20 protein-coding genes and 1 tRNA gene are annotated in these 20,107 nt (G+C 60.7%); 6 read left to right on the forward strand and 15 right to left on the reverse strand.

The window, feature by feature from the left end; genetic code table 11:
- The first annotated feature begins 236 nt into the window (after window positions 1-236).
- Window positions 237-1,103, forward strand: coding sequence for a class I SAM-dependent methyltransferase (locus ACSMXM_RS15890; protein WP_460317411.1), 867 nt, complete (start codon window positions 237-239; stop codon window positions 1,101-1,103).
- Here the strand turns inward: ACSMXM_RS15890 and ACSMXM_RS15895 are convergent.
- From ACSMXM_RS15895 to rplJ, 4 genes are all read right to left on the reverse strand, one after another.
- Window positions 1,090-1,947 carry a spore coat biosynthesis protein F gene (locus tag ACSMXM_RS15895; RefSeq protein WP_460317412.1) on the reverse strand — a complete coding sequence of 286 codons (858 nt, stop codon included), beginning with the start codon at window positions 1,945-1,947 and terminating at the stop codon, window positions 1,090-1,092. The genes ACSMXM_RS15890 and ACSMXM_RS15895 overlap by 14 nt on opposite strands.
- Window positions 1,944-2,987 carry a D-alanine--D-alanine ligase family protein gene (locus ACSMXM_RS15900; protein ID WP_460317413.1) on the reverse strand — a complete coding sequence of 348 codons (1,044 nt, stop codon included), beginning with the start codon at window positions 2,985-2,987 and terminating at the stop codon, window positions 1,944-1,946. The genes ACSMXM_RS15895 and ACSMXM_RS15900 overlap by 4 nt, the downstream gene beginning before the upstream one ends.
- Before the next feature lie 167 nt (window positions 2,988-3,154).
- Window positions 3,155-3,529: a 50S ribosomal protein L7/L12 gene (gene rplL / locus ACSMXM_RS15905; protein WP_460317415.1), complete on the reverse strand. Its 375-nt coding sequence runs from the start codon at window positions 3,527-3,529 to the stop codon at window positions 3,155-3,157.
- 63 nt (window positions 3,530-3,592) lie between these two features.
- On the reverse strand, window positions 3,593-4,108 hold the full coding sequence (gene rplJ / locus ACSMXM_RS15910; protein WP_460317416.1) for a 50S ribosomal protein L10: 516 nt from the start codon (window positions 4,106-4,108) through the stop codon (window positions 3,593-3,595).
- 361 nt (window positions 4,109-4,469) lie between these two features.
- On the opposite strand from rplJ, the gene ACSMXM_RS15915 reads away from it, so the two are divergent.
- Entirely contained in the window at window positions 4,470-4,784 is a 315-nt protein-coding gene (locus tag ACSMXM_RS15915) for a hypothetical protein (RefSeq protein WP_460317417.1), read from the forward strand.
- Window positions 4,781-6,322, forward strand: coding sequence for a methyl-accepting chemotaxis protein (locus ACSMXM_RS15920; RefSeq protein WP_460317418.1), 1,542 nt, complete (start codon window positions 4,781-4,783; stop codon window positions 6,320-6,322). Before ACSMXM_RS15915 ends, ACSMXM_RS15920 begins: the two co-directional genes overlap by 4 nt.
- A gap of 61 nt (window positions 6,323-6,383) precedes the next feature.
- On the opposite strand, the gene rplA is transcribed toward ACSMXM_RS15920, so the two are convergent.
- The 5 genes from rplA to ACSMXM_RS15945 form a co-directional block, all read right to left on the reverse strand.
- Window positions 6,384-7,082, reverse strand: coding sequence for a 50S ribosomal protein L1 (gene rplA, locus ACSMXM_RS15925; protein WP_460317419.1), 699 nt, complete (start codon window positions 7,080-7,082; stop codon window positions 6,384-6,386).
- Window positions 7,083-7,086: 4 nt separating this feature from the next.
- Window positions 7,087-7,518, reverse strand: a complete 432-nt coding sequence (gene rplK / locus ACSMXM_RS15930) for a 50S ribosomal protein L11 (protein WP_460317420.1) — start codon at window positions 7,516-7,518, stop codon at window positions 7,087-7,089.
- Window positions 7,519-7,700: 182 nt separating this feature from the next.
- The gene (gene nusG, locus ACSMXM_RS15935) at window positions 7,701-8,240 is read right to left on the reverse strand and encodes a transcription termination/antitermination protein NusG (RefSeq protein ID WP_460317421.1); all 540 of its coding nucleotides are present in this window, start codon (window positions 8,238-8,240) and stop codon (window positions 7,701-7,703) included.
- A 16-nt stretch (window positions 8,241-8,256) separates the two neighbouring features.
- The gene (gene secE, locus ACSMXM_RS15940; RefSeq protein WP_460317423.1) at window positions 8,257-8,451 is read right to left on the reverse strand and encodes a preprotein translocase subunit SecE; all 195 of its coding nucleotides are present in this window, start codon (window positions 8,449-8,451) and stop codon (window positions 8,257-8,259) included.
- Between the two features lie 128 nt (window positions 8,452-8,579).
- Window positions 8,580-8,655, reverse strand: a tRNA-Trp gene (locus ACSMXM_RS15945).
- Between the two features lie 298 nt (window positions 8,656-8,953).
- Between ACSMXM_RS15945 and ACSMXM_RS15950 the strand changes: the two genes are divergently transcribed.
- The gene (locus tag ACSMXM_RS15950; RefSeq protein WP_460317424.1) at window positions 8,954-9,496 is read left to right on the forward strand and encodes a PEP-CTERM sorting domain-containing protein; all 543 of its coding nucleotides are present in this window, start codon (window positions 8,954-8,956) and stop codon (window positions 9,494-9,496) included.
- 69 nt (window positions 9,497-9,565) lie between these two features.
- On the opposite strand, the gene ACSMXM_RS15955 is transcribed toward ACSMXM_RS15950, so the two are convergent.
- Complete coding sequence (locus tag ACSMXM_RS15955) at window positions 9,566-10,045, reverse strand: Hsp20 family protein (protein WP_460317425.1); 480 nt, start codon at window positions 10,043-10,045, stop codon at window positions 9,566-9,568.
- 158 nt (window positions 10,046-10,203) lie between these two features.
- Between ACSMXM_RS15955 and ACSMXM_RS15960 the strand changes: the two genes are divergently transcribed.
- The gene (locus ACSMXM_RS15960) at window positions 10,204-10,701 is read left to right on the forward strand and encodes a DUF1465 family protein (protein ID WP_460317426.1); all 498 of its coding nucleotides are present in this window, start codon (window positions 10,204-10,206) and stop codon (window positions 10,699-10,701) included.
- 16 nt (window positions 10,702-10,717) lie between these two features.
- On the opposite strand, the gene ACSMXM_RS15965 is transcribed toward ACSMXM_RS15960, so the two are convergent.
- The 4 genes from ACSMXM_RS15965 to ACSMXM_RS15980 form a co-directional block, all read right to left on the reverse strand.
- On the reverse strand, window positions 10,718-11,254 hold the full coding sequence (locus ACSMXM_RS15965) for a SixA phosphatase family protein (RefSeq protein WP_460317427.1): 537 nt from the start codon (window positions 11,252-11,254) through the stop codon (window positions 10,718-10,720).
- A gap of 205 nt (window positions 11,255-11,459) precedes the next feature.
- On the reverse strand, window positions 11,460-12,602 hold the full coding sequence (locus tag ACSMXM_RS15970; protein ID WP_460317428.1) for a dipeptidase: 1,143 nt from the start codon (window positions 12,600-12,602) through the stop codon (window positions 11,460-11,462).
- A 145-nt stretch (window positions 12,603-12,747) separates the two neighbouring features.
- A complete protein-coding gene (locus tag ACSMXM_RS15975; protein WP_460317429.1) occupies window positions 12,748-13,596 on the reverse strand; it encodes a hypothetical protein in 849 nt (282 codons plus the stop codon).
- Entirely contained in the window at window positions 13,583-16,210 is a 2,628-nt protein-coding gene (locus ACSMXM_RS15980) for a TonB-dependent receptor (protein ID WP_460317431.1), read from the reverse strand. The genes ACSMXM_RS15975 and ACSMXM_RS15980 overlap by 14 nt, the downstream gene beginning before the upstream one ends.
- A gap of 189 nt (window positions 16,211-16,399) precedes the next feature.
- Here ACSMXM_RS15980 and ACSMXM_RS15985 point away from each other — a divergent pair, with 189 nt between their 5' ends.
- Window positions 16,400-18,028, forward strand: coding sequence for an alkaline phosphatase D family protein (locus ACSMXM_RS15985; RefSeq protein WP_460317432.1), 1,629 nt, complete (start codon window positions 16,400-16,402; stop codon window positions 18,026-18,028).
- A 30-nt stretch (window positions 18,029-18,058) separates the two neighbouring features.
- Here ACSMXM_RS15985 and ACSMXM_RS15990 read toward each other — a convergent pair whose 3' ends face one another.
- On the reverse strand, window positions 18,059-19,984 hold the full coding sequence (locus tag ACSMXM_RS15990) for a CocE/NonD family hydrolase (protein WP_460317433.1): 1,926 nt from the start codon (window positions 19,982-19,984) through the stop codon (window positions 18,059-18,061).
- Between the last annotated feature and the right edge of the window lie 123 nt (window positions 19,985-20,107).

The following is a 20,107-nucleotide window of genomic DNA, read 5'->3' on the forward strand; positions in this document are numbered from 1 at the left end:
GGAAGATGCGCAGCCATCAGCAGGGAGACGGCAAGCGACAAGAAAAGGATCGCATGCCACGGGACAAAGCCCACCTTAAATCCGGTGGGCTTGCGCCGCGCCCCGAGCGCCCCCGCCACGAGACCAATCAATCCTGCCGCCAGTGCCCATAATGTCGCCTCGAATCCCATGGCTCGCCACATAGGCCGACACGCTTTATGGTAAAGAGCGCAATGGCCAAACGAGGGAGTCCAGCCATGATCCGGATCGCACTTTTATTGTCTGCCGCAACGATGATGTCTGCCTGCACGCCCGAGGAGGGAGTGGGCGAAGGCGCGGCGGTTTCCGAACCGGCCGCACCGATGGAAACCGCTGGCGCAGAGATGCCGCCCCCGTCGGTCGATTATAAGGCGATCCTGGGCGGCGAGCAGAGATCGGCGGAAACAATGGCGCGCGATCAATATCGTCACCCGGCAGAGACGCTGGCATTCTTTGGTGTGCAGCCTGACATGACCGTCGTGGAGATCGCGCCGGGCGGTGGCTGGTACACGGAAATCCTGTCGCCTGCGGTTGGCTCTAACGGTACGCTTTATGCCGCCCATACCGACCCTGCGGCCAGCGAACGGGCAGCGGCTGCCGTCGCGCGCTTTCAGGAGAAGCTGGACGCGAACCCTGTCTATGCAAATACGCAACTGGCGGTTTTCTCGGATGGCGAATTGAGCGTCCCCGACGGCAGCGCGGACATGGTCCTGACGTTCAGGAACGTGCATAATTGGTACATGGGCGATACGGCTGCAAAGGCTTTTCAAAGCTTCTATGACGCACTGAAGCCTGGAGGCGTGCTGGGCGTCGTCGAGCACCGCCTGCCGGAAAGCGCCGACGACGAGCTGATGAAGACGTCAGGCTATATGAAGCAGTCCGTCATTGTGGGCATGGCGGAGGCCGCCGGTTTCGAACTGGCAGGGGAAAGCGAAATCAACGCCAATCCCAATGATACCGCAGATTATCCGAAGGGGGTCTGGACCCTGCCGCCCAGCTTTGCCGAGGGGGATGCCGAGCGAGAAAGATATGCCGCTATCGGCGAGTCGGACCGCATGACGTTGAAGTTCGTCAAACCGAACTAAGGCGCGCCGCGACGGCGAACTGCTGCTCCCGGGCGCTGCCTGTGAGCAGCGGTTCGGCGCGCTGTGCCAGAATCTCTTCGGTGACGCGTAGCGTCCGTTCATTGTCGACGTCGATCGCGCAGGCGCCGTTCGTCAACAGGATCGCGCGCATGTCGAGCCTGAATCGCCGGGAGAAGCGTCTGAACGCAGCCTCCAGCGTTCCCATGCCGAAGCGGAAGCGGATCAGGTTCCAAATGCCAAAGGCCTGCGCGATTCTCAGCGGATGTCTGACGAACTGGCCGCCGCCGCGGAAAGTCTCAACCGCACCCAGCGCCTCTCGGTTGCGGATCCAATAGGCGTTGCAGGTGGATACCGCCATGTCGCTGAACTGGTAGAATTTGCGCTGCCCGTCTGGATGCGCTGACAGGATCGCATCCTTCGGCGCGAAGCCGACAGCAATATCGGAATCGAGGGCGTGGGCGGCGACCCCAAATTCGGTGATCGCGGACGAATCGAACAGGCAATTATCGGCAGTTGTAACCAGCAACGGGAATTCGGCCCGCCGCGCCGCCTTCAGCACCGAACCGGCAATATTGTCGTCGGCTGCGACAAAGCCCAGCCGCCCCTCTCGCTCCAGTCGGGCGACGACCGGTACTGTGCGGATGGCATCGGCGTCGTTCGACGAAATCAGGATGTGCTCCAACCGCTTCGTCTGCCACAAGGATGTCACGATATGGGTGATCATCGGCAAGCCCGCGACCGGGATCAGGCATTTGTCCTGCACACCGTGATCGGCGGCAAAGGGGTCGACGGTTCCATCACGCCGCCCTGCCAGCACAAGCGCCGTCCGTATCGGCGCGATCATGCCGCTATCCGTGACGGCTCCGCCGCTAGCAGAAGGCCTTGCCGTTCCAGGCTGTGGGCCAGGATCGCCTCGATCAGGCGCGGGTAGGAAATGCCGACCAGGGCGGCTGCCCGGGCTATGGTTTTGCGCGACCACAAATTGCAGGAGAGGTTCACCTCCATGAAGTGCAGGGCTCCGGTCGCAGGATCATAGCGGAATTCGAAGCGACCATAATCGAACGGCCAGAATTCCTGTGCCGCGAGAGCGGTCAGCCGCTCGATCTCGCAACGGAGGTAGGGGTCCTCCACAGGCTCCAGCCGGTCGTCGCCCGCGTCCCCTTTCAGGCCGCGCTTTTGCTCGTAACTGCGAAAGCAGGTTGCGGGGTCGTGAACATATTGGAGCGGCGGCAGGATCACAGGCTGACCGTCCGCGCCGCCAATAACAGGGACGCCGATATCGACCTCGGGCACCCAGCGTTCGACGATCACGTCATGCCCCTGGGCCTGAAGCGCGCGCACCTTCGGCTCGGCCTGGGCCCAGCCGTCGACGATCGCGAGTCCCCAGGACGCGGACGAATTGTTCGGCTTTACGACGAGACGTTCGGTGCGGAACGTCGGCGGCAACAGATCGTGATTGCCGCGCCGGTAAACCTGCCACGCCATCGTGGGCACGCCGGCATGGGCGATGGCGAGCTTCGCAGCGTGCTTGTCATCCGCAATGCCGCGCAGGATCGAACTGGCGCCCAGAAATGGAACGCCGCTGCGCTCCAGCAACAGGGGTGCCAGCATTTCGCTGTTCTGGAAGCCGCCGCGGTTCAGTAGTGGAATGACGAAATCGGCAGATGGCCGCTCCATCACGGCGTGATAATCGTCGGCGGTTTGCAGATTGATGCCCAGGCCGCGCAGGGTTTCGCGAAGCTCGTAATGATAGAGCGCATGATTGCCGTCGGTGGCATGGGGCATGCCGCTGCTGCGGGCATGTTTGGCCAGGAACAGGATTTCCAGTCCGCCGGGAAGGCGGCAGTCCAGTGATGCGAGGCGCTCGATGATCGAAATCGTCATCGGAGGATCGATAATCACTGCATGTGAAGGATCGAGAACAGCTGCGTTTCCGTCAGATCAAATCTTTGTGTCGTTGCCGTGAATCAAAAAAGGGCAGCCTCCCCAAGGAGACCGCCCTTCTTTCCGGTAAGCCGCCGCACGTGGGTACCACGCGCGACGTGCTTTCCTTACTTCAGCTCGACGGTGCCGCCGGCTGCTTCGATCTTCGACTTGATCTCTTCGGCTTCAGCCTTGTTGACGCCTTCCTTGACGGCCTTCGGCGCGCCCTCGACCAGTGCCTTGGCATCGCCCAGGCCCAGGCCGGTGATCGCGCGGACCTCCTTGATGACCTGGATTTTCTTGCCGCCGTCGCCGGTCAGGATGACGTCGAATTCGTCCTTTTCTTCAACGGCTGCGGCTTCGCCGCCAGCAGCTGCCGGGGCAGCGGCCACGGCTGCAGCAGCGGAAACGCCCCACTTCTCTTCCAGCATCTTGGAAAGATCGGCTGCTTCAAGGACGGTCAGCTCGGAGAGCTGTTCAACGATTTTTTCGAGATCTGCCATGTTACTAATTCCTTTTGGTTTTTCGCCTCATGCCGAGGCTATTGGTTCGGTTGAAACGAAAACTCAGGCGTCTTCCTTGGCGGCATATGCGCCAAGAACGCGGGCCAACTGACCGGCCGGTGCGGCGGCGATCTGGGCGATCTTCGTGGCGGGTGCCACGACGAGGCCAACGATCGTCGCGCGCAGCTCGTCGAGCGACGGCAGCGAAGCGAGCTGCTTCACTTCGTCGGCCGACAATAGCGTGTCGCCCATGGCACCGCCGACGATTTCGAGCTTATCATTAGCCTTTGCGAAATCGTTTGCGGCCTTTGCTGCGGCCACCGGGTCATCGGAGGTCGCCAATGCAGTTGGGCCGACCAGCATGTCGGCGATGGGGGCGTATTGCGTGCCCTCCAGCGCGATCTTGGCGAGCCTGTTCTTCGCGACCTTATAGTCGGCGCCAACTCCCCGCATCTTCCCGCGAAGCTCGGTGACATTCGCGACGGTCAGACCATGGTTGCGGGTAACCACAACGACGGCCGTTTCCTTGAAGGTAGCGTTCAGCTGCTCGACCAACGCGGATTTTTCTGCGCGATCCATGCTCAACTCCTAACAATGTCCCCGACAATGGCCGGGAACGGCTCAAGTTCGGACCCGCCGAAGCAGGACCATGAATTGTCCGTGAAGAAGTGAGGAGGATCCCGCCACTATGGCAGGTCCGGTATCTCTCTTCGTCTATGCGGGCGGAATTTAAGGCCTCTCGCGAAGCCGCCTGCAGTCTCGGACGGCGTTTCCGACCCCCTAAGAGGGAGCAGTGGAAATCGTCACAGGCCCTTACAATGCCTGCACGTCAAGTCAAGCGTGGACGCGTGGGGTGGGTGGGGCAACTGCGGCGCTGTAACGCACCCAATTAAATTCAGAACGAACGTAAATTTAACCACGGCGGCATAGCGCGAAATCAATGAGTAACATGCGTCCCCCCCTTAATGCTGTGGGCCTCTGCATCGTGCAGGGGCTGAGCGTATTTGTGGCATTGGCACTCCTCGCCCTGGCTCCGACGAAAGGGCGCGCGATCGTCATTCCGTTGACGCCGGCGGCCGGAATGACACTGATGAAAGACCTTTATCAGGAGGGGCTGATCCCCCTCGATGCCGGACCCATCGTGGGCAGCATTGTCGTGGCTGGGGACCATCACGGGCGTTTTCTAAACATGCTGCAGCGCGGACGATTGGTCGTTGCCGCGCCGCGTGCGGGGTGCGGGGCTGGATTATCATGAAGACAGACAGTTCGACGAAGCCATTTGCCGACATGCAGTTCACCGGGGCCAGGTATCTGGTGGTCGCCGGGTGGGTAGCCACGGCCCTGCTGGCGGTGTTCGGCGTACTGCTGCAATATGAGGCTGCGGCGGCGGCCGTCACCGCGTCCGCGATCGCCAATATCGTGCCCAGCCTGCTCGTGTGGAGAGGGCAGAGGGGGACGGCCGTTCATGTCGCTATCGGATTGATGATGGCCGTGCACCCGGCCGCGCTGGTCTATTTGTTCCAGGTTCAGCCCTGGCAGATCGACATGCACATGTATTTCTTTGTCGCGCTGGCCGGCCTGACGCTGCTGTGCGATCGCTGGCCACTGATCGCCGCCGGCACGCTGACCGCCGTTCATCATCTTCTCTTGAACTATATCGCACCCGAATGGGTCTTCTTGGGCAGCGGCCAGCTGACGCGGGTTTTCGTGCATGCCCTGGCTGTCACGATACAGGTTGCCGTTCTGATCCTGCTGGTCGAGCGGGTCCGAATCCTGTCGCTGCAGCAGGCGCGCGAGCGCGACATTATCGAGGCGCACCGCAAGACGGCAGAGGATGCCCGCCGAGAGGCAGAGTCGGCGCTCGCGGCCCGTGCCGATGCAGAACGTCGTGCGGCCACCGCGGCCGCCGAACGCCAATCGGCTGAACGGGAAGCCGAAGCCCGGCGGCGGAAAGACCTGTTGGAACTCGCAGAGAATTTCGAGGCGTCCATCTCCTCCGTCGTGATCAGCCTGAGCGCGGAGGCCGAGCGCCTGAATGGGACATCGCGGCAATTGCGCGATGTCTCCAGCAAGTCGCATCAGGACGCCACGAGCGTTGATCGCCTGGCACGCGCGGCGGCGTCCTTCGCACAGCAGGTCGCGCACGGAACCAGCGCCATTGCGGGGTCGGTTGCCGAGATCGCGCAGAACAGCGACCAGCAGGTTCGCATCAGTGCCGATGCGGACCGGCAGTCGCAGGCGGGTGTCACGGCTGTTACGGAACTTGCCGGGCGCGCGACGAATATCGAGGAGTTCGTGGGCTTGATCCGGGAAATTTCCGATCAGACGAACCTGCTGTCGCTGAACGCGACCATAGAGGCGGCGCGCGCGGGCGAAGCGGGGCGCGGTTTTTCCGTTGTGGCGCAGGAGGTGAAGACTCTCGCCGCCAGGACTGTGAACGCGACGCAGCGCATCGATGCACTATTGTCGGAGGTGGGCACGGATGCGGCACGCGCGACAGGCTCCATTGACACAATTCGCAGGATGACAGCCGATCTTCTGGGCAGCTCCTCTGTCATTTCCACCGCGATCGAGGAACAGGGCCGGACCACGTCCGATATTGAAGATAGCGCCCGCCTGGCGTCGGAACAGGTGAAAGAAATCTCGGTCGAGATCGAGCGTTTGATGCAGCGAGTGTCGACCACCGACACATTGTCGGGCGCGGTCGCCGCCGCCGCCGAGGCGTTGACGAAGGGGGCGGAAGATCTCTCCCGCTCGACACAGGGCTTCGTCGGCCAGCTAAGGGCTGCCTAAAGAAAAGGGCCGGAAGAGTTTCCCCTGCCGGCCCCGATAGTTCTAAAATTTAGCGGTACGCTTAGATCGCGTCGGTTTCCGCCAGATCGACCTTCACGCCTGCACCCATCGACGAGCTGACCGCGAGCTTGCGGACATATTTGCCCTTCGCGCCTGAGGGCTTCGCCTTGACGACGGCATTCAGGAGCGCGTTGAAGTTTTCCATCAGGTCGGCCTCGCTGAAGCTGGCCTTGCCAATGCCGGCGTGAACGATACCCGCCTTCTCGACGCGGTACTGCACCTGGCCGCTCTTTGCGTCCTCGACAGCCTTGGCGACGTCCATGGTGACGGTGCCCAACTTGGGGTTCGGCATCAGGCCCTTCGGCCCCAGAACCTTACCCAGGCGACCGACGACGCCCATCATGTCCGGCGTCGCGATGACGCGGTCATAATCGAGATTGCCTGCCTGCATATCCTCCATCAGGTCCTCCGCGCCGACGCGATCCGCGCCTGCTGCCTCGGCCTTGGCCACATTATCGCCCTTGGCAAAGACGGCGACCTTCATGGTCTTGCCCGTACCCTTGGGCAGGGACACCATACCGCGCACCTGCTGGTCCGCGTGACGGGGATCGACGCCCAGGTTCATCGCGACTTCGATGGTCTCGTCGAACTTCGCCGTTGCCAGCTCCTTCACCAGCTTGATGGCGGCGGACGGGCTGTAAAACTTCTCGGCGTCGACCTTCTTTTCCAGGTCCTTACGCTTTTTCGTCTGCTGTGCCATGATCTTAGCCCTCCACCACTTCGATGCCCATCGAACGGGCGGACCCGGCGATGATCTTCTCGGCCTGATCGAGATCGTTTGCGGAAAGATCGGCCATCTTCGCCTCGGCGATTTCGCGGATCTGGCTGCGCTTGATCTGACCCGCAATCTCCGTACCGGGCGCCTTGGCGCCGGACTTCAGCTTGGTGGCCTGCTTGATATAGTAGGAGGCTGGCGGCGTCTTGGTCGTGAAGCTGAACGACCGGTCGGCATAGACGGTGATAACCGTCGGGATCGGGGAGTTTTTCTCCAGATCCTGCGTCGCGGCGTTGAACGCCTTCGTGAATTCCATAATGTTGACCCCGCGCTGACCCAATGCGGGGCCAAGCGGTGGCGACGGATTCGCGGCGCCCGCGGGCACCTGCAGTTTGATGTAGCCAGTAATCTTCTTGGCCATGTTCGTCCTTTCTCAGACTTAGCGGTCAAGCAGCGTGCCGAAGCGCGCCTTCCGCGGTTTGTTTGCCACCTCTTCAAAACCGTCACCCCGGCGAAGGCCGGGGCCATGTTCGAAATCCTCCCGCAGGCGGCGATGGCGGGAGGAGGATCCCGGCCTCTGCCGGGATAACGGTAAAGTCCTGTTTATTTCTGCCGTTCGACCTGGTCGAAATTGAGTTCGACCGGGGTTGCGCGACCAAAGATGGAGACGGAAACCTTTACGCGGCCCTTCTCGAAATCGATTTCCTCGACAATGCCGTTGAAGCTGGCAAACGGCCCGTCGAGAACCTTGACCTCGTCGCCGATCTCGAAGTCGACCTTGACCTGCTGCTTGGGTGCGTTGGCCTGCTCTTCCTTGGTCGACATGATACGGTCGGCCTCGGCCTGGCTGATCGGGCTGGGCTTGCCATTGGCGCCCAGAAAGCCCGTAACCTTCGGCGTGTTGTTGATCAGGTGGAAACTGTCATCGGACATGTGCAGCTTTGCCAGCACATAACCGGGGAAGAAGCGGCGTTCGGTCTGAACCTTCTTGCCGCGCTTGATCTCTGTCACTTCCTCGGTCGGAACCTCGATCGCCTCGATCAGTTCGGATAGCCCGGTGCGCTCCGCCTCGGCGAGGATGGCCTCCTTCACCTTGTTTTCGAAGCCCGAATAGGCCTGTACGATGTACCAGCGCGCTGCCATTTCAACCCTTACCTTATCAACCGACCGACAGGACGAGCTGGATCAGATTGCCCAGCAATGCGTCCACGCCCAGAAAGAAGACGCTCAGAAGCGCTGTCATGATCAGGACCATGATGGTCGTGATCATTGTCTCGCGCCTTGTAGGCCATGTCACCTTCGACATTTCCTGCCGCACTTCGCGCACGAACTGACCTGGACTTGACCTTGCCATTCTGACGCTCCGCCCTCTCGACTTCTTCCGGGTACAACAAAACGCCCGCTGCCACCCGGCTTTCTGGGTGGCGCCGGCGGTATGAGCCTAACCTAATGTCCCCGTCTCTATTCTGCCAGTCCATAGGATGGCAGGGGCGGAGGGACTCGAACCCACGGCCCTCGGTTTTGGAGACCGATGCTCTACCAACTGAGCTACACCCCTAGAAACCGGGAGCGCGGCGTATAGGCGGGTCGGGCGGGAGTCGCAAGCGGCAAGGGCATCGAAGACGGCAATCACGCGGGGCGATCCGGTGGGGGCGAGGAATTCTGTCGAATAATCTTACAGTTTTGAATGCGGAACAAAATGAACTTGCATGCGTGCTGACGGATTTCCGCCACGCGCGCGATGCGTTTTGGAACTGGCACGAACCTTGCTGCGTCGGAAGTCCCATTAACCACATAATTTGAGACAATTAATGTATATTAGCGTAAAAGCGTCCTTGGCCGCAGGCGTTGCCCTGTTGGCCGCTTCCACAGCCTCGGCGGCGATCGTCGGCTTTAACGGCAACGTCGACTTTACCGAGGAGGATTATCAGATTGTTCTGGACGGCGGCACCGCCGGCTATACATTCAGCAATGGCGGGCCCGGCGGTTTCTTCGGCCTGCCGCAGGCTGCCATCTCGACGCAAGGTTCCGCCGAGGTATTGACCGTCTTTGGGGAGCCCACCTCCTTCTTCACCGATGATCGTGCGCCGTTTGTCGATGGCACACTATTGGGCTCCTATGCATCTTTCGACCTTCCCGCAGTGATCGACGGGGCGGCGACGGATGCGTACATCGCGCTTCGGTTCACGCTGCTCGACGGCGTACATTACGGCTATGCACGACTGGCCGGCACAACCTTGTTCGAGTTCGGTTATGAGGACCAGGCCGGGGTCGGCGTTCAGGCCGGCGATGCCCCCGACATCCTGCTGCCCATCGAGGATGTGCCGGAGCCGGGCGCGCTTGCCCTGTTGGGTCTCGGCCTGCTCGCAGTCGGCCTGCGCCGCCGGGCACGTTCCTGAACCTAGTAACATGAAAAAAGGGCGGGTCCCCTTGGGGGATCCGCCCTTTCTCAGTGGCAGAGCCGCGGGTTATGCGGCCTTCTGGGCTTCCTCTTTCCGGTTGCTTTCACCCTCGATCGCACGTGGCCGCTGTTCGCCGCCAATATGGATCTTGCGGGGCTTCTTGTGCTCCGGAATTTCGCGCACCAGCCCAATGTTCAGGAGGCCGTTCTCGAACGTCGCCTCCGTTACCTTGATCACATCGGCCAGTTGGAAGCGGCGCTCGAATGCGCGCTTGCCAATGCCACGATGCAGGAATTCGCGATCCGCCTCGTCTTCGGCGGCGCGGCCGGTGACGATCAGCGAATTTTCCTGAACCGTCAGGTCAAGCTCGTCCTGGGTAAATCCCGCGACGGCCATCTGGATGCGATACTCATTCTCGCCCAGTTTTTCAATGTTATAGGGGGGGTAGGCACTCCCCTCGTCACGCGTGGCGAAATCCGCCAGCCGGCCAAGATTCTCAAAGCCGATAGAGGAGCGGAGGAGGGGGGTCAGATCAAAACTACGCATGTCATCATCCTTCTTCTAAAGCGATGTCGTGGTCGAGGCCGCCATCATGGCCGGCCCCTGTCGGCGACGTCCGCATCAGCACCGGAACCCCGGCTGCCGAAACGGCTTTCACCTGCGATCGTAGCTGGTTATTAACCATTCTGGGTTCAAGGGGGCATGTGAATGAAAATGACCCAGATCCGGTGGACACGCTGATGCGCGGAGACGACCTGAAGCTGACGAACAAGCTGGTGGCTAGCCTCTATACGGAGGCAATGGTGCTGGCCGACGAGGCGCGGTCATATTTCGACCAGAATGGCAAGGCGGATCGTGAGGCGCTCGGTCCGGTCGAGCGGGTGCAATTTTCCTGCGAATCGCTGCGCGTCACCACGCGACTGATGCATGCCGTTTCCTGGCTCCTTACGCGAAAGGCCGTGGAGGCAGGCGAATTGTCCGCCGAAGAGGCCCTGTATCCGGAACGGCGGCTGGGCAGTGCCGGTGAAAGCGCGGCAACGGCGGACGTTCTTGCGCAACTGCCGGAGGAGGCGCGCGCCATCATTCTGGCCAGTCGCGACCTTTACAATCGCGTACAACGCCTGGACGCGCAACTGGTAGTGGAGGACGTTCCGCTAAGCCCAGCGCGGCAATTGCTGGGCAGGCTGGAAAATTCGCTTTAGCCGCCCGTCGAGGCCGTCACACATCGGGGCCAAGTTCAGGATCCAGGTCTCGCGGTCTGACCAACTGCGCGATTCGGCCACTGCCCGCCACGACATCCGCCCAATTCTCTACATCGAAGCGCATCTCGCACAGCGTCGCTGTCGGATATTTGACATCAATCGCCCGACGGTATTCTGAGCCATCGGCGGGGGTCAGCAGGAACACGAGATCCTCCAGACCGGGATTGTGGCCGACGAGGAGCAGGCGATCACTGTCGTGCTCTGTCTCATGCACGATGTCGAGAAGCGTTTCTCCGGCCGCCATATAAATCCGGCGGTCGAAGCGAGGCGTGAATTGGCGGCCAAATCCCTCCTCAACCCCTTCAAGCGTCTCGATGACGCGAACGGCGGGGGACGCCACCACCTCGTCGAATTCCAGCTTCTCCTGCCGCATGTGCCGTCCCATCGTAACGGCGGCGCGGCGGCCCTTGGCATTCAGGGGACGGTCGAAATCCCGTTCCACCAGGTCATCCCAGCTGGACTTCGCATGACGCAAAAGAGTGACGCTCTTCATAATCCGGTGCCGTAGCGTCGAGGGGGCGGCGCGTCATCGGAAAAATTGTGACGAAATCATTATCTGCGCCAGATGGAGGGGGCTGAGGCTGGCCGCAGCCCCCTCCATCTGGCGCAATCAGCGTCTGCTAAGCTAAAAGACCGACGTCTTCTGGCTGAACCGCTATAGGGGGGGCGTCCCCCTCCCCCCGCGTTTCGGAATGCGCCTATTTCCAGGTGTTGCGCAGCAGACGCTGAAAATTGCCGCCCAGGATCGCCTGGATATGCGCATCGGTATAATCCCGGCGGATCAGCTCCTCCGTCAGGTCGAACATCTTCATGGGATGATCGAAGCCGTCCGTGTCGATCTTGTCGCGAAAGGCGTAGCTCTCCTTATAGTAGGACCGCAGCCGGGCATTCTTTTCCGGGGGCATGTCGTCATAGCCGTGCAGATCGGCATCGGACCCGATTCCGACATGCTCCATGCCGATCAGCTTCACGACATGATCGATATGGTCGACCATGTGGGTGACGTTCGTCGGTTCCGTATTGCTGACGAAGTTGCGCACGCCGGTGATGCCCATGACGCCGCCATTCTTGCCCAGCGCCGTGATCGCCTCGTCAGTCTTGGCGCGGGGATGGCCAGAGATGGCGCGGCAATTGCTGTGGGTGTAGGCAATCGGGACGGAGGACAGGGTGGTGGCATCCAGCGTCGTCTGGTCGCCACTGTGGGATACGTCGACCAGCATGCCCACGTCGTTCATGGCCTTGATGATTTCGACGCCGAAATCGCTGATGCCGCCATCTTCGCGCTCTGTGCTGCCCGAACCGATGCGATTTTGCGAATTATAGGTCAGTTGCGAACAGCGCTGTCCCAGCTCGTAAAAGCTTTTCACATCGTCCGGCGTGCGGAAATGTTCTGAGTTTTGCAGGCCCATGATGATGCCGATGCGACCGTCGGCCTTTGCGCGTTCCAGATCGTCCATTGTGCCGATCAGCGCGAACAGATCGGAATTCCTGCCGGCAAAACCCTGCCATCGCGCTAGATAGGCAAGTACATCGGTATAGGCGTCCGGGCCGCCGACGCCCGTGGCTGCATGCCAGGCATTGATGCCGCTGTTTAGAAATTCGGAACGCATCTGATCGCTGATGGGTTGGATTACGAAATCCGAATCGGCGCTTAGATTCAATGGCGCCAGCATGTCGATGACCATCGACTGTGTGACCAGATCCACGGCGCGGGTGGAATATTCACGCGGCGTTTCGGCATTCAGCGCAAAGGCACCGAAGTTTACCATCGGGAATGCGACGGCCACGCCCGCCGCCCCCGTCGCAAATGCACGGCGGCTGATCTTGGTTTTGCTGCTCATGAGTTCTCTACTCCCCCTGTCAATAATCTCCTGACAGGATTCGTAGACCAAATTTTCGGAACGCGCCAGTATTTGGCTATTCAGAGTACATCTCGCCCAGACAGGCGGGGCACACCGCCTTGTCACGCGCTCTGTTCCCAGCAGACTAACCGTCGATTGCGGGAACTCTGCTTGCAACGACCTCCTGCGTCGCACGATCGATGGACCAGAGCAGGCGCGGGTCTTCGCTGTCCCAGGCAATGGCCTGTCCTTCGGTAGATACCGAAAGCGTCGCGACATGCCGCAGGACGGGCCCCGCGGGCGGCAAGGCAAGCACATACACTTCGGGCCGATCATGGCCCGTTACATATAGGAGGCCATCCTCACCCCAATCGCCGCCCGAGCTGCTGTACGGGGCAAATTCAGCCACAACGCTTTCGGGAAACAGCCAGCGTTCCTGCGGTGTGAACGTATCATCCATCCTGACGAGAACGGTGGCGCGATGGTCGCGCAGCGGCTGCCCGCCCTTGCCGAGATAATTGGCGAAGGTCGCCCACCAGCTTCCCTCGTGACGCACCAGCCAGGTCAACGAGCCCTCCAGCGGGCCAAGGCTGTGGGAATCCTTGTGCGCCAGGGTTTCCGCGTCAAACGTCTCGATGGAGCTTGCCATTGGCACGGCAGGATAGTTGGAATTTGCGCAGATCAGTTCGTCAGTAATGATTGTGCAGCTGTTCAGGTGCGGAAACCATGCCGGATCGCCCTGCCAATGCGCCAGCCGCTTCCCCGTGTCCCGATCATAGGCAGCAAGCTCGCTATTATTCACGGCATACAGACGATCCGTGCTGGTGGCGACGCCTTGCCGCGCTTCGCGCGCGGTGAAGCGTCGGACCTCCTCGGTGGCATATCTTGCGATCTCCTCTCCCTGCGACTGCGGTTTTGCCGGTGAAGGCGAGCCCACCGACAGGGCGAGGAGAACGCTCGATATGACGCGCCACATATTGCTAGAAATTGGCACTGATGCCGAAATCCGCGTTGAAGGAGTAAATCTGCCGCGAATAGACCTGATCCTCATTCGTCTGGAAGTAGGTTAGCGGCGCATCGCCGATGTTGGAGATCGAGCTGAAAATCTCGATGCCCTCGGTGATACGATAGCTGAACCGGGCATCGAGCAGGGTGCGATCCTTGTTATAAACGTCCGATGCAGTGCTGTTGCCGATATTTACGATGAAGTCATCACGGAAACTGACCGCGAAGCGCGCCTCGAACGGGCCCTTCTCGTAAAACAGCGCCGCGTTGGCGATCCAGTCGGACTGGCGGAAGAAGGGGATGTCCTCATTTTCGCGGCCCGGGACCGTGACGCTGGAATCGACCCATGTTCCGTTTACCGAAGCGCCCAGACCGTCGAACGGCGCGGGAAGGAAGTTGAAGCGGCGAACGGCGTTCACCTCCACACCGAAGATGTCGCCGTCCGTTGCGTTTTGCGGCTGCGACAGCTCGGTCAGCGGAACGCCCGCGAAGGATGTATTGAAGATCAGGCGCGTGAATACCGGGTTTTCGATTTTCTTGTAGAATATTGCGGCGGACAGCACGCTCTCTCTGTCAGGATAGAATTCCAGCGAGCCGTCGAGTCCCATCGATTTGAACGGCTTCAGGTCCGGATTGCCTGCCGTCCCCTCGCCGCCATCCTCCTCGAAGGTCGGCACGCTGGCGTCGTAATTCGGGCGACCGATGGTGTTGGTCCAGGCCGCCCGCGCGATCAGTTTAGAGAGTGGTTTGTAAGTCAGGTGCACGCTCGGCAGGACATCGGTATAGCTGTTTTGAAAGCTAAGCCGCCTGATATCAGACCGTTCCGTTGCACCGCTCTGATTGGTTTCCCGTATCTCGAAGGCATTATAGGTGGCCTCCGTACGCTCGACGCGAACGCCGCCCACGGCCGTCAGATCGCCGAACGTCAGGCTGGCCATGCCATAGCCGGCGTAGATGAACTCATCGATGCCGTAATCGCTGCTGAAATCATTGTTGAGAGTGGACCCTCCGTCGAGCGCCACCAGGCCGGGATTGTTTTCGATCAAGTCCAGCAGGCCGCGATAGTCGATGGTCGGGCCAAAGCGATAATCGCCCTCGTAGAAATCATCCGGTTCACCCAAGGCGAGGCCGGTTCCGCCCAGCGTGGCAATCTCCGTCGGCAGCAACACGTTCTGACGATTGTCGCGTGTCTTCCGGCGTTCGGTATATTTGGCGCCGACCTTTACGAAATTGTCGCCGAAGTCGCCGAAATTATACTGCACGTCCACCTTCATTGCGTGCAGGTCCTCCTTGATGTCTTCCTGCCGTTGGCGAACGCGCATCAGCGGGAAGGCGTCGGCGTCGTAAATGGAGGGATTCAGTTCTGAAAATTTCGGCATGGAGGAATCGAGGTCGAGCGTGCTGCCAAGATTATCCGCCGACCGGAATTCTATATCGTCGCGTACCGGCGTAACCTCCTCGGCGTGCGCATAGGTGTAGTTCAAGTCCAGCTGCACCGCACCAAAAGTCAGCTCGGCACCGGGCGAAACATTGTACAGCTTCTGCGTCTGGTCGTTCTGCCGATATTCGCGCGTGGCGCGGCCGCGTGAGAAAGAGATCTGGTTGGCGGAGGGAAAAGACGGCGTGCCGCGCGCGAAGGCGTAGTCCAGCTGATCCCGCTCCTCCTTGTCGGTGAACTCATTATAGATGTTGCGGACGTATAGGCGCACGTCGTTGTTGGGGCGGAAATCCAGATTGACGATCCCGCCAATGCGTTCCCGCATGATGCGGTAATCGTAGAGCCGGTATGCTGCGGGGGTGACCACATCCTCGCTCAGCTGAAACCAGCTGACTGGCTCGGCAAGGTCGCTGTGGATGAAGCGTTTGAAATAGCTGCCTGCCACGACGATGCCGAACTGATCGTCGGCCCCGAATTTGGTGCCATAGGTGCCGCTGCCGCCGAAGCCCAGCTTGTCTGCCTTTTCCGCATAAGAACCCTTCGCGGTCACGAATACGAAGTCGTCCGGACGGTCATAGGCGGTGGGGGTGACGATGTTGATGCTGCCGCCGATTGCGTTCGCATCATAATCCGGGGTCACCGCCTTCACGACTTCGATCGCCGCGACCAGGTCGGAGGGAATGGTATCGAGGGCGACGCGCCGCCCCTCCGCCTCTGGAATACCCACCAGATTGCCATCGATCGTGACCTGGTTGAGGTTGGGATCGACGCCGCGGATCACGACATAGCGCGCCTCGCCCTGATCGATCTCCACGGAAACGCCGGGCAAGCGCTGCAGCGCCTCGGCGGTGTTATAGTCGGGCAGCCTGCCGATCAGATCGGATGCGATCACGTCGGCGATCACGGGCAATTCGCGCTTGCGATCGATTGCACGCAGGCGCGACGCGCGGGAGCCGGTGACGACGATTTCTTCACCCGCCCCGTCGTCCTGCGTGACGACCAGCGCGCTCTGCTGCTCGCTTTCCCCGGTGTCCTCGGCTGTCTCGACATTCTGAATCGCGCCGGCGGCAAGAGCCGTCGCCGGCAGGCAAACGCCGCCAAGGGCGGCCAGTTTCAGCATGACAAAGGCACGCCGCGTGAGCGACGATTTGGAACTGCGCAACATAAAACTTACCCCACAAAAAGGCGGAAACCCCCGCCGAATGCTGCGCTGCGTAGTGGGCGGGGATGTCAGATAATCTTCAGAAATATTAATAATTTCTAGTTATATTATTTACACTTATGTGACCTTGCCTGTCGCCAAAACGACATAAAGGATGTCTAGGGGCGGCACCGCGAAATTACGGAATTGTGCATGAATTTTACGATAGACCGCCGCCTGCTTTTGAAGGGCGCATTGGCACTGCCAGCGATGATGACCGTGTCGTCGACGCTGCGCGCGGCCGAAACCGGCGGCTTTACGCATGATGTCGCAAGCGGTGATCCCGGTCATGAAGAGGTTACGCTTTGGACCCGTTACATCGGGCCGGACGCCACCGGTTCGCGCCTGCGGGTGGAGGTTGCATCAGATGTTGGGTTCACGCGGATGGTCGCGCGTGGAGAGGCCACAGCCACCGCTGAGAGCGATCATTGCGCGCACGCCCGTGCAACGGGACTGACGCCGGGGCATTGGTATTATTATCGCTTTGTGGCTCCGGACGGCGGCACCTCTCCAATAGGACGCACCCGCACCCTACCAAGGACTGGTGTGGAGCGATTTCGCATCGGAATCATGTCCTGCGCCAATGCGACGTCCGGCTGGTTCACCGCCTATGCCCATGCGGCCCAGCGGCAGGATCTCGACCTGATTGTGCATTTGGGGGACTATATTTACGAATCCCCGCTCGATCGCTCCGATGCGGTAGCGGGCCTTGCGGAAAGGCGCGGGATCGGTCCATCGCACGAGGCTGTCGCTCTTGCAGATTATCGTCTGCGATATGCCACCTATCGCGACGATCCCGATCTAAGGCTGCTGCATCGACTATATCCGATGATCGTCATGCGCGACGATCACGAAACGGCGAACAATAGCTGGCGCGATGGCGCTGCAAATCACGATCCGGGCGAGGGCGATTGGGACGTGCGCGCCGCTGCGGCGATCCGCGCGCACGAGGAATGGATGCCGATGCGTCGAAAGAATTACGACGCCTATCAGATTGGCAATCTGGCCACCCTGTTCCGTATAGAGACCCGCAATCTGGCGCGCACAAAGCAGCTGGATATCGAGACGGCCCTGGCTGGCGCATCCGACATGAAGGCGGCCGTTGCCGAATTCCTGACCGGCCCGCTGCAGGATCCGTCCCGCACGATGATGGGCAAGGCGCAGGAAGACTGGCTGACCCAGGGCATGCGCGCGTCCGTGGGGAGTGGCACGAAGTGGCAGCTATTGGCGCAGCAGGTCATCATGGCCCCGACGCGATTGCCGCGCATCGACGAGGGCTGGTTCGCGGCCGGCACTGTTCTCCATCCTTCCGAGCAGGCCAGGCTGAAGATTGCCGTCGCGCTGGCGGATGCGGGCCTGCCCATGTCGCTCGACCGGTGGGACGGCTATCCCGCCGCCCGGCGGCGGCTGCTGAATGGCGCCGCAGACGCAAACGCCAATCTGGTCGTTCTTAGCGGCGATAGCCACAATGCGTGGGCTTACGATCTGGAAGCCGGCGGTCGGCCGGTCGGCGTAGAATTTGCCGGGCAGGGCGTGTCTTCATTCGGGCTGGATAAGCGTTTTCACGGTGACCCGGCCGTCATCGCGCGCGATTTCGTCACGGCCAATCCGAATTTGAAATGGTGCGATACCAGCCGCCGCGGCTACATGATCCTCGACGTCAATACAGAGGCGGTGACGAACGAGTGGGTATTTCTTCCCACCGACAATCCGGTCGCTCCGCAGCCCCTCGAAACTTTCAGGCTGAGCAGCCAGGCCGGTGCGCACAGGCTGACTACCTGAGGTCGCCCGGCCCTTTGATGCTGTACGCGGTCAGGGCGCGACGACCGGCAGGTCGATCCGGCTGGGATAGGAGGCGGAATGATAGATTCGCTGCGTCGCCTTCTGATAATCCTCGGCCTTCGCATTGAAGATATTCGGCACGAATTTTTGCGGATTGCGGTCATATAGCGGGAACCAGCTCGACTGGATCTGCACCATGATGCGGTGCCCTTTTTCGAAGCTGTGGCTGACCTGCGGCAGTTCCAGCCGATAGCTGACGACTTCATTGGCCGGGATAGCGGTCGGGTTCGCGGGATCGTCGCGATAGCGGCCGCGCATGATGTCCATCGCGATGGGCAGTTCGTACCCGCCCATTTCCGGCGCGGCCGGATATTCGCCCGGATAGACGTCGATCAGCTTCACGACCCAGTCGCTGTCCGTGCCGCTGGTGGAGGCGAAGAACTCGGCAATCGGTTGACCCGCGACGCGGACCGGCTCCGTCAGGACTTCGCTCACAAAGGTGACGACATCGGGCCTTGATTCGGCGAAGCGCTGATCGTCGACCAGCCATTCCCCCCATGTCGTTTGCGGATTGTAAGTCGCAAGGATCGGACGCTGGCGGTATGTTACGGGCCGTGCGGGGTCGGAGACATATTCGGCATAGGCATTTGCCGATCCCGTCGGTGCGGTGAAGCCAAGACTTCCGTCCTGCCCCAGATAGAGCAGCCTCGATTGTTCCGGGCAGCCACTGGCGCATGAGACCGGCCAGCTATCATATTGTCGCCATATGTTCGCGCCGGTCTCAAAGGCGGTGATCGGCGCGATGTCGGCGGCGGGGGTTTGACCCTTCAAATGTTCATCGAAGAAGGGGATCAGCACATTGTCGCGGTACCAGACCGAACTATTTGCATCGAAGTCGATGTCGCCCAGTGTCGACCCATCCACCGCCATGCCCTGGCCGTGGCGCCAGGGGCCGATGATCATGTAATTCTCGTCATTGCCGTCATCTTTCGGTTCCATGGCCGCATAGGTGGCGGGGGCGCCGTAAATATCCTCCTGATCCCACAGGCTGTGAACGTGCAGCGTCGGTACCTTCAGCGGTTCCTTCGCCAATATGCGATCGAGCGCCTGCTGCTGCCAGAAGCTGTCATAGGCGGGATGGGCGACCAGCCTTTGGTAGAAGGGCAATTTGTCGATGCCCATGCGCTTGGCCATTTCGCCGACGGACCCCGCCTTCAGCCAGCTTTCATAGGTATCGTGGCGGTCGAACTGCAGCGCATGACGCGACGACTTGTCCGCGCTCATGCGATAGACCCAGTCCAGGAAGCTCTGGCGATAGGCGCCATTGTGGAACCAGTCGTCGCCTTTCCAGCCATCGGCCAGCGGATTGATCGGTACCGCCGCCTTCAGCGCCGGGTGTGGGTTCACCAGGCTCATCAATGTGGTGAAGCCACCATAGCTGACGCCGATTGTGCCGACATTCCCGTTGGTTTCGGGGATGTTGTTTACCAGCCATTCGATACTGTCCCAGGTATCGGTCGAATGGTCGGTTTCTGTCTGGTTCAGGGGGCCGACGAGCGGCCGGGTGATAACATAATCCCCCTCGGATTCGTAACGGCCGCGTACATCCTGAACGACGATGATGTAGCCGGCGTCGGCCAGCGCCGCATAGGCGGTCGGCAGCGCCATGGCATAATGGTTGGAGGGCGCACCCGTAATCGCCTTTTGTGCCGAATAGGGCGTCCGCGAAAAAATGATCGGCGCATCTGCGGTGACGCCATCCGGGACCACGATCAGCGTGTGCAGCTTCACGCCGTCGCGCATGGGGATCATAACATCGCGGGTGACATAGTCGCTGTTCGTCACCGGCTCGAAACCCGGTGGGATGTCATTCTGCATCTCCGGCGGCGGTGCGGCCGCAATCGGTGCCGCGATCAGCGCGGCGGCAGCCACGAACGTTTTTAACCCGTCGAACATATCACCTCCCCTTTTAGCGGCATTCCCCCTGCCGCATCCTGGCCCTTTAGCCATCATGTGAAGCAGGGAACAATAGGCTTCGCCGGTTGGCAGAGGCGCCGCCGGATATTCACCGAATGGGCA

It is taken from the genome of Pacificimonas sp. ICDLI1SI03 (assembly GCF_054740865.1).

Coding starts and splice junctions, on each gene's coding strand:
- ACSMXM_RS15920 (WP_460317418.1), top strand. CDS start 4,781: ATGAAGACAGACAGTTCGACGAAGCCATTTGCCGACATGCAGTTCACC.
- rplJ (WP_460317416.1), bottom strand. CDS start 4,108: ATGGATCGCGCAGAAAAATCCGCGTTGGTCGAGCAGCTGAACGCTACC.
- rplL (WP_460317415.1), bottom strand. CDS start 3,529: ATGGCAGATCTCGAAAAAATCGTTGAACAGCTCTCCGAGCTGACCGTC.
- ACSMXM_RS15955 (WP_460317425.1), bottom strand. CDS start 10,045: ATGCGTAGTTTTGATCTGACCCCCCTCCTCCGCTCCTCTATCGGCTTT.
- ACSMXM_RS15990 (WP_460317433.1), bottom strand. CDS start 19,984: ATGTTCGACGGGTTAAAAACGTTCGTGGCTGCCGCCGCGCTGATCGCG.
- ACSMXM_RS15970 (WP_460317428.1), bottom strand. CDS start 12,602: ATGAGCAGCAAAACCAAGATCAGCCGCCGTGCATTTGCGACGGGGGCG.
- ACSMXM_RS15985 (WP_460317432.1), top strand. CDS start 16,400: ATGAATTTTACGATAGACCGCCGCCTGCTTTTGAAGGGCGCATTGGCA.
- nusG (WP_460317421.1), bottom strand. CDS start 8,240: ATGGCAGCGCGCTGGTACATCGTACAGGCCTATTCGGGCTTCGAAAAC.
- secE (WP_460317423.1), bottom strand. CDS start 8,451: ATGGCAAGGTCAAGTCCAGGTCAGTTCGTGCGCGAAGTGCGGCAGGAA.
- ACSMXM_RS15900 (WP_460317413.1), bottom strand. CDS start 2,987: ATGACGATTTCGATCATCGAGCGCCTCGCATCACTGGACTGCCGCCTT.
- ACSMXM_RS15915 (WP_460317417.1), top strand. CDS start 4,470: ATGAGTAACATGCGTCCCCCCCTTAATGCTGTGGGCCTCTGCATCGTG.
- rplK (WP_460317420.1), bottom strand. CDS start 7,518: ATGGCCAAGAAGATTACTGGCTACATCAAACTGCAGGTGCCCGCGGGC.
- ACSMXM_RS15980 (WP_460317431.1), bottom strand. CDS start 16,210: ATGTTGCGCAGTTCCAAATCGTCGCTCACGCGGCGTGCCTTTGTCATG.
- ACSMXM_RS15890 (WP_460317411.1), top strand. CDS start 237: ATGATCCGGATCGCACTTTTATTGTCTGCCGCAACGATGATGTCTGCC.
- ACSMXM_RS15895 (WP_460317412.1), bottom strand. CDS start 1,947: ATGATCGCGCCGATACGGACGGCGCTTGTGCTGGCAGGGCGGCGTGAT.
- rplA (WP_460317419.1), bottom strand. CDS start 7,082: ATGGCACAGCAGACGAAAAAGCGTAAGGACCTGGAAAAGAAGGTCGAC.
- ACSMXM_RS15965 (WP_460317427.1), bottom strand. CDS start 11,254: ATGAAGAGCGTCACTCTTTTGCGTCATGCGAAGTCCAGCTGGGATGAC.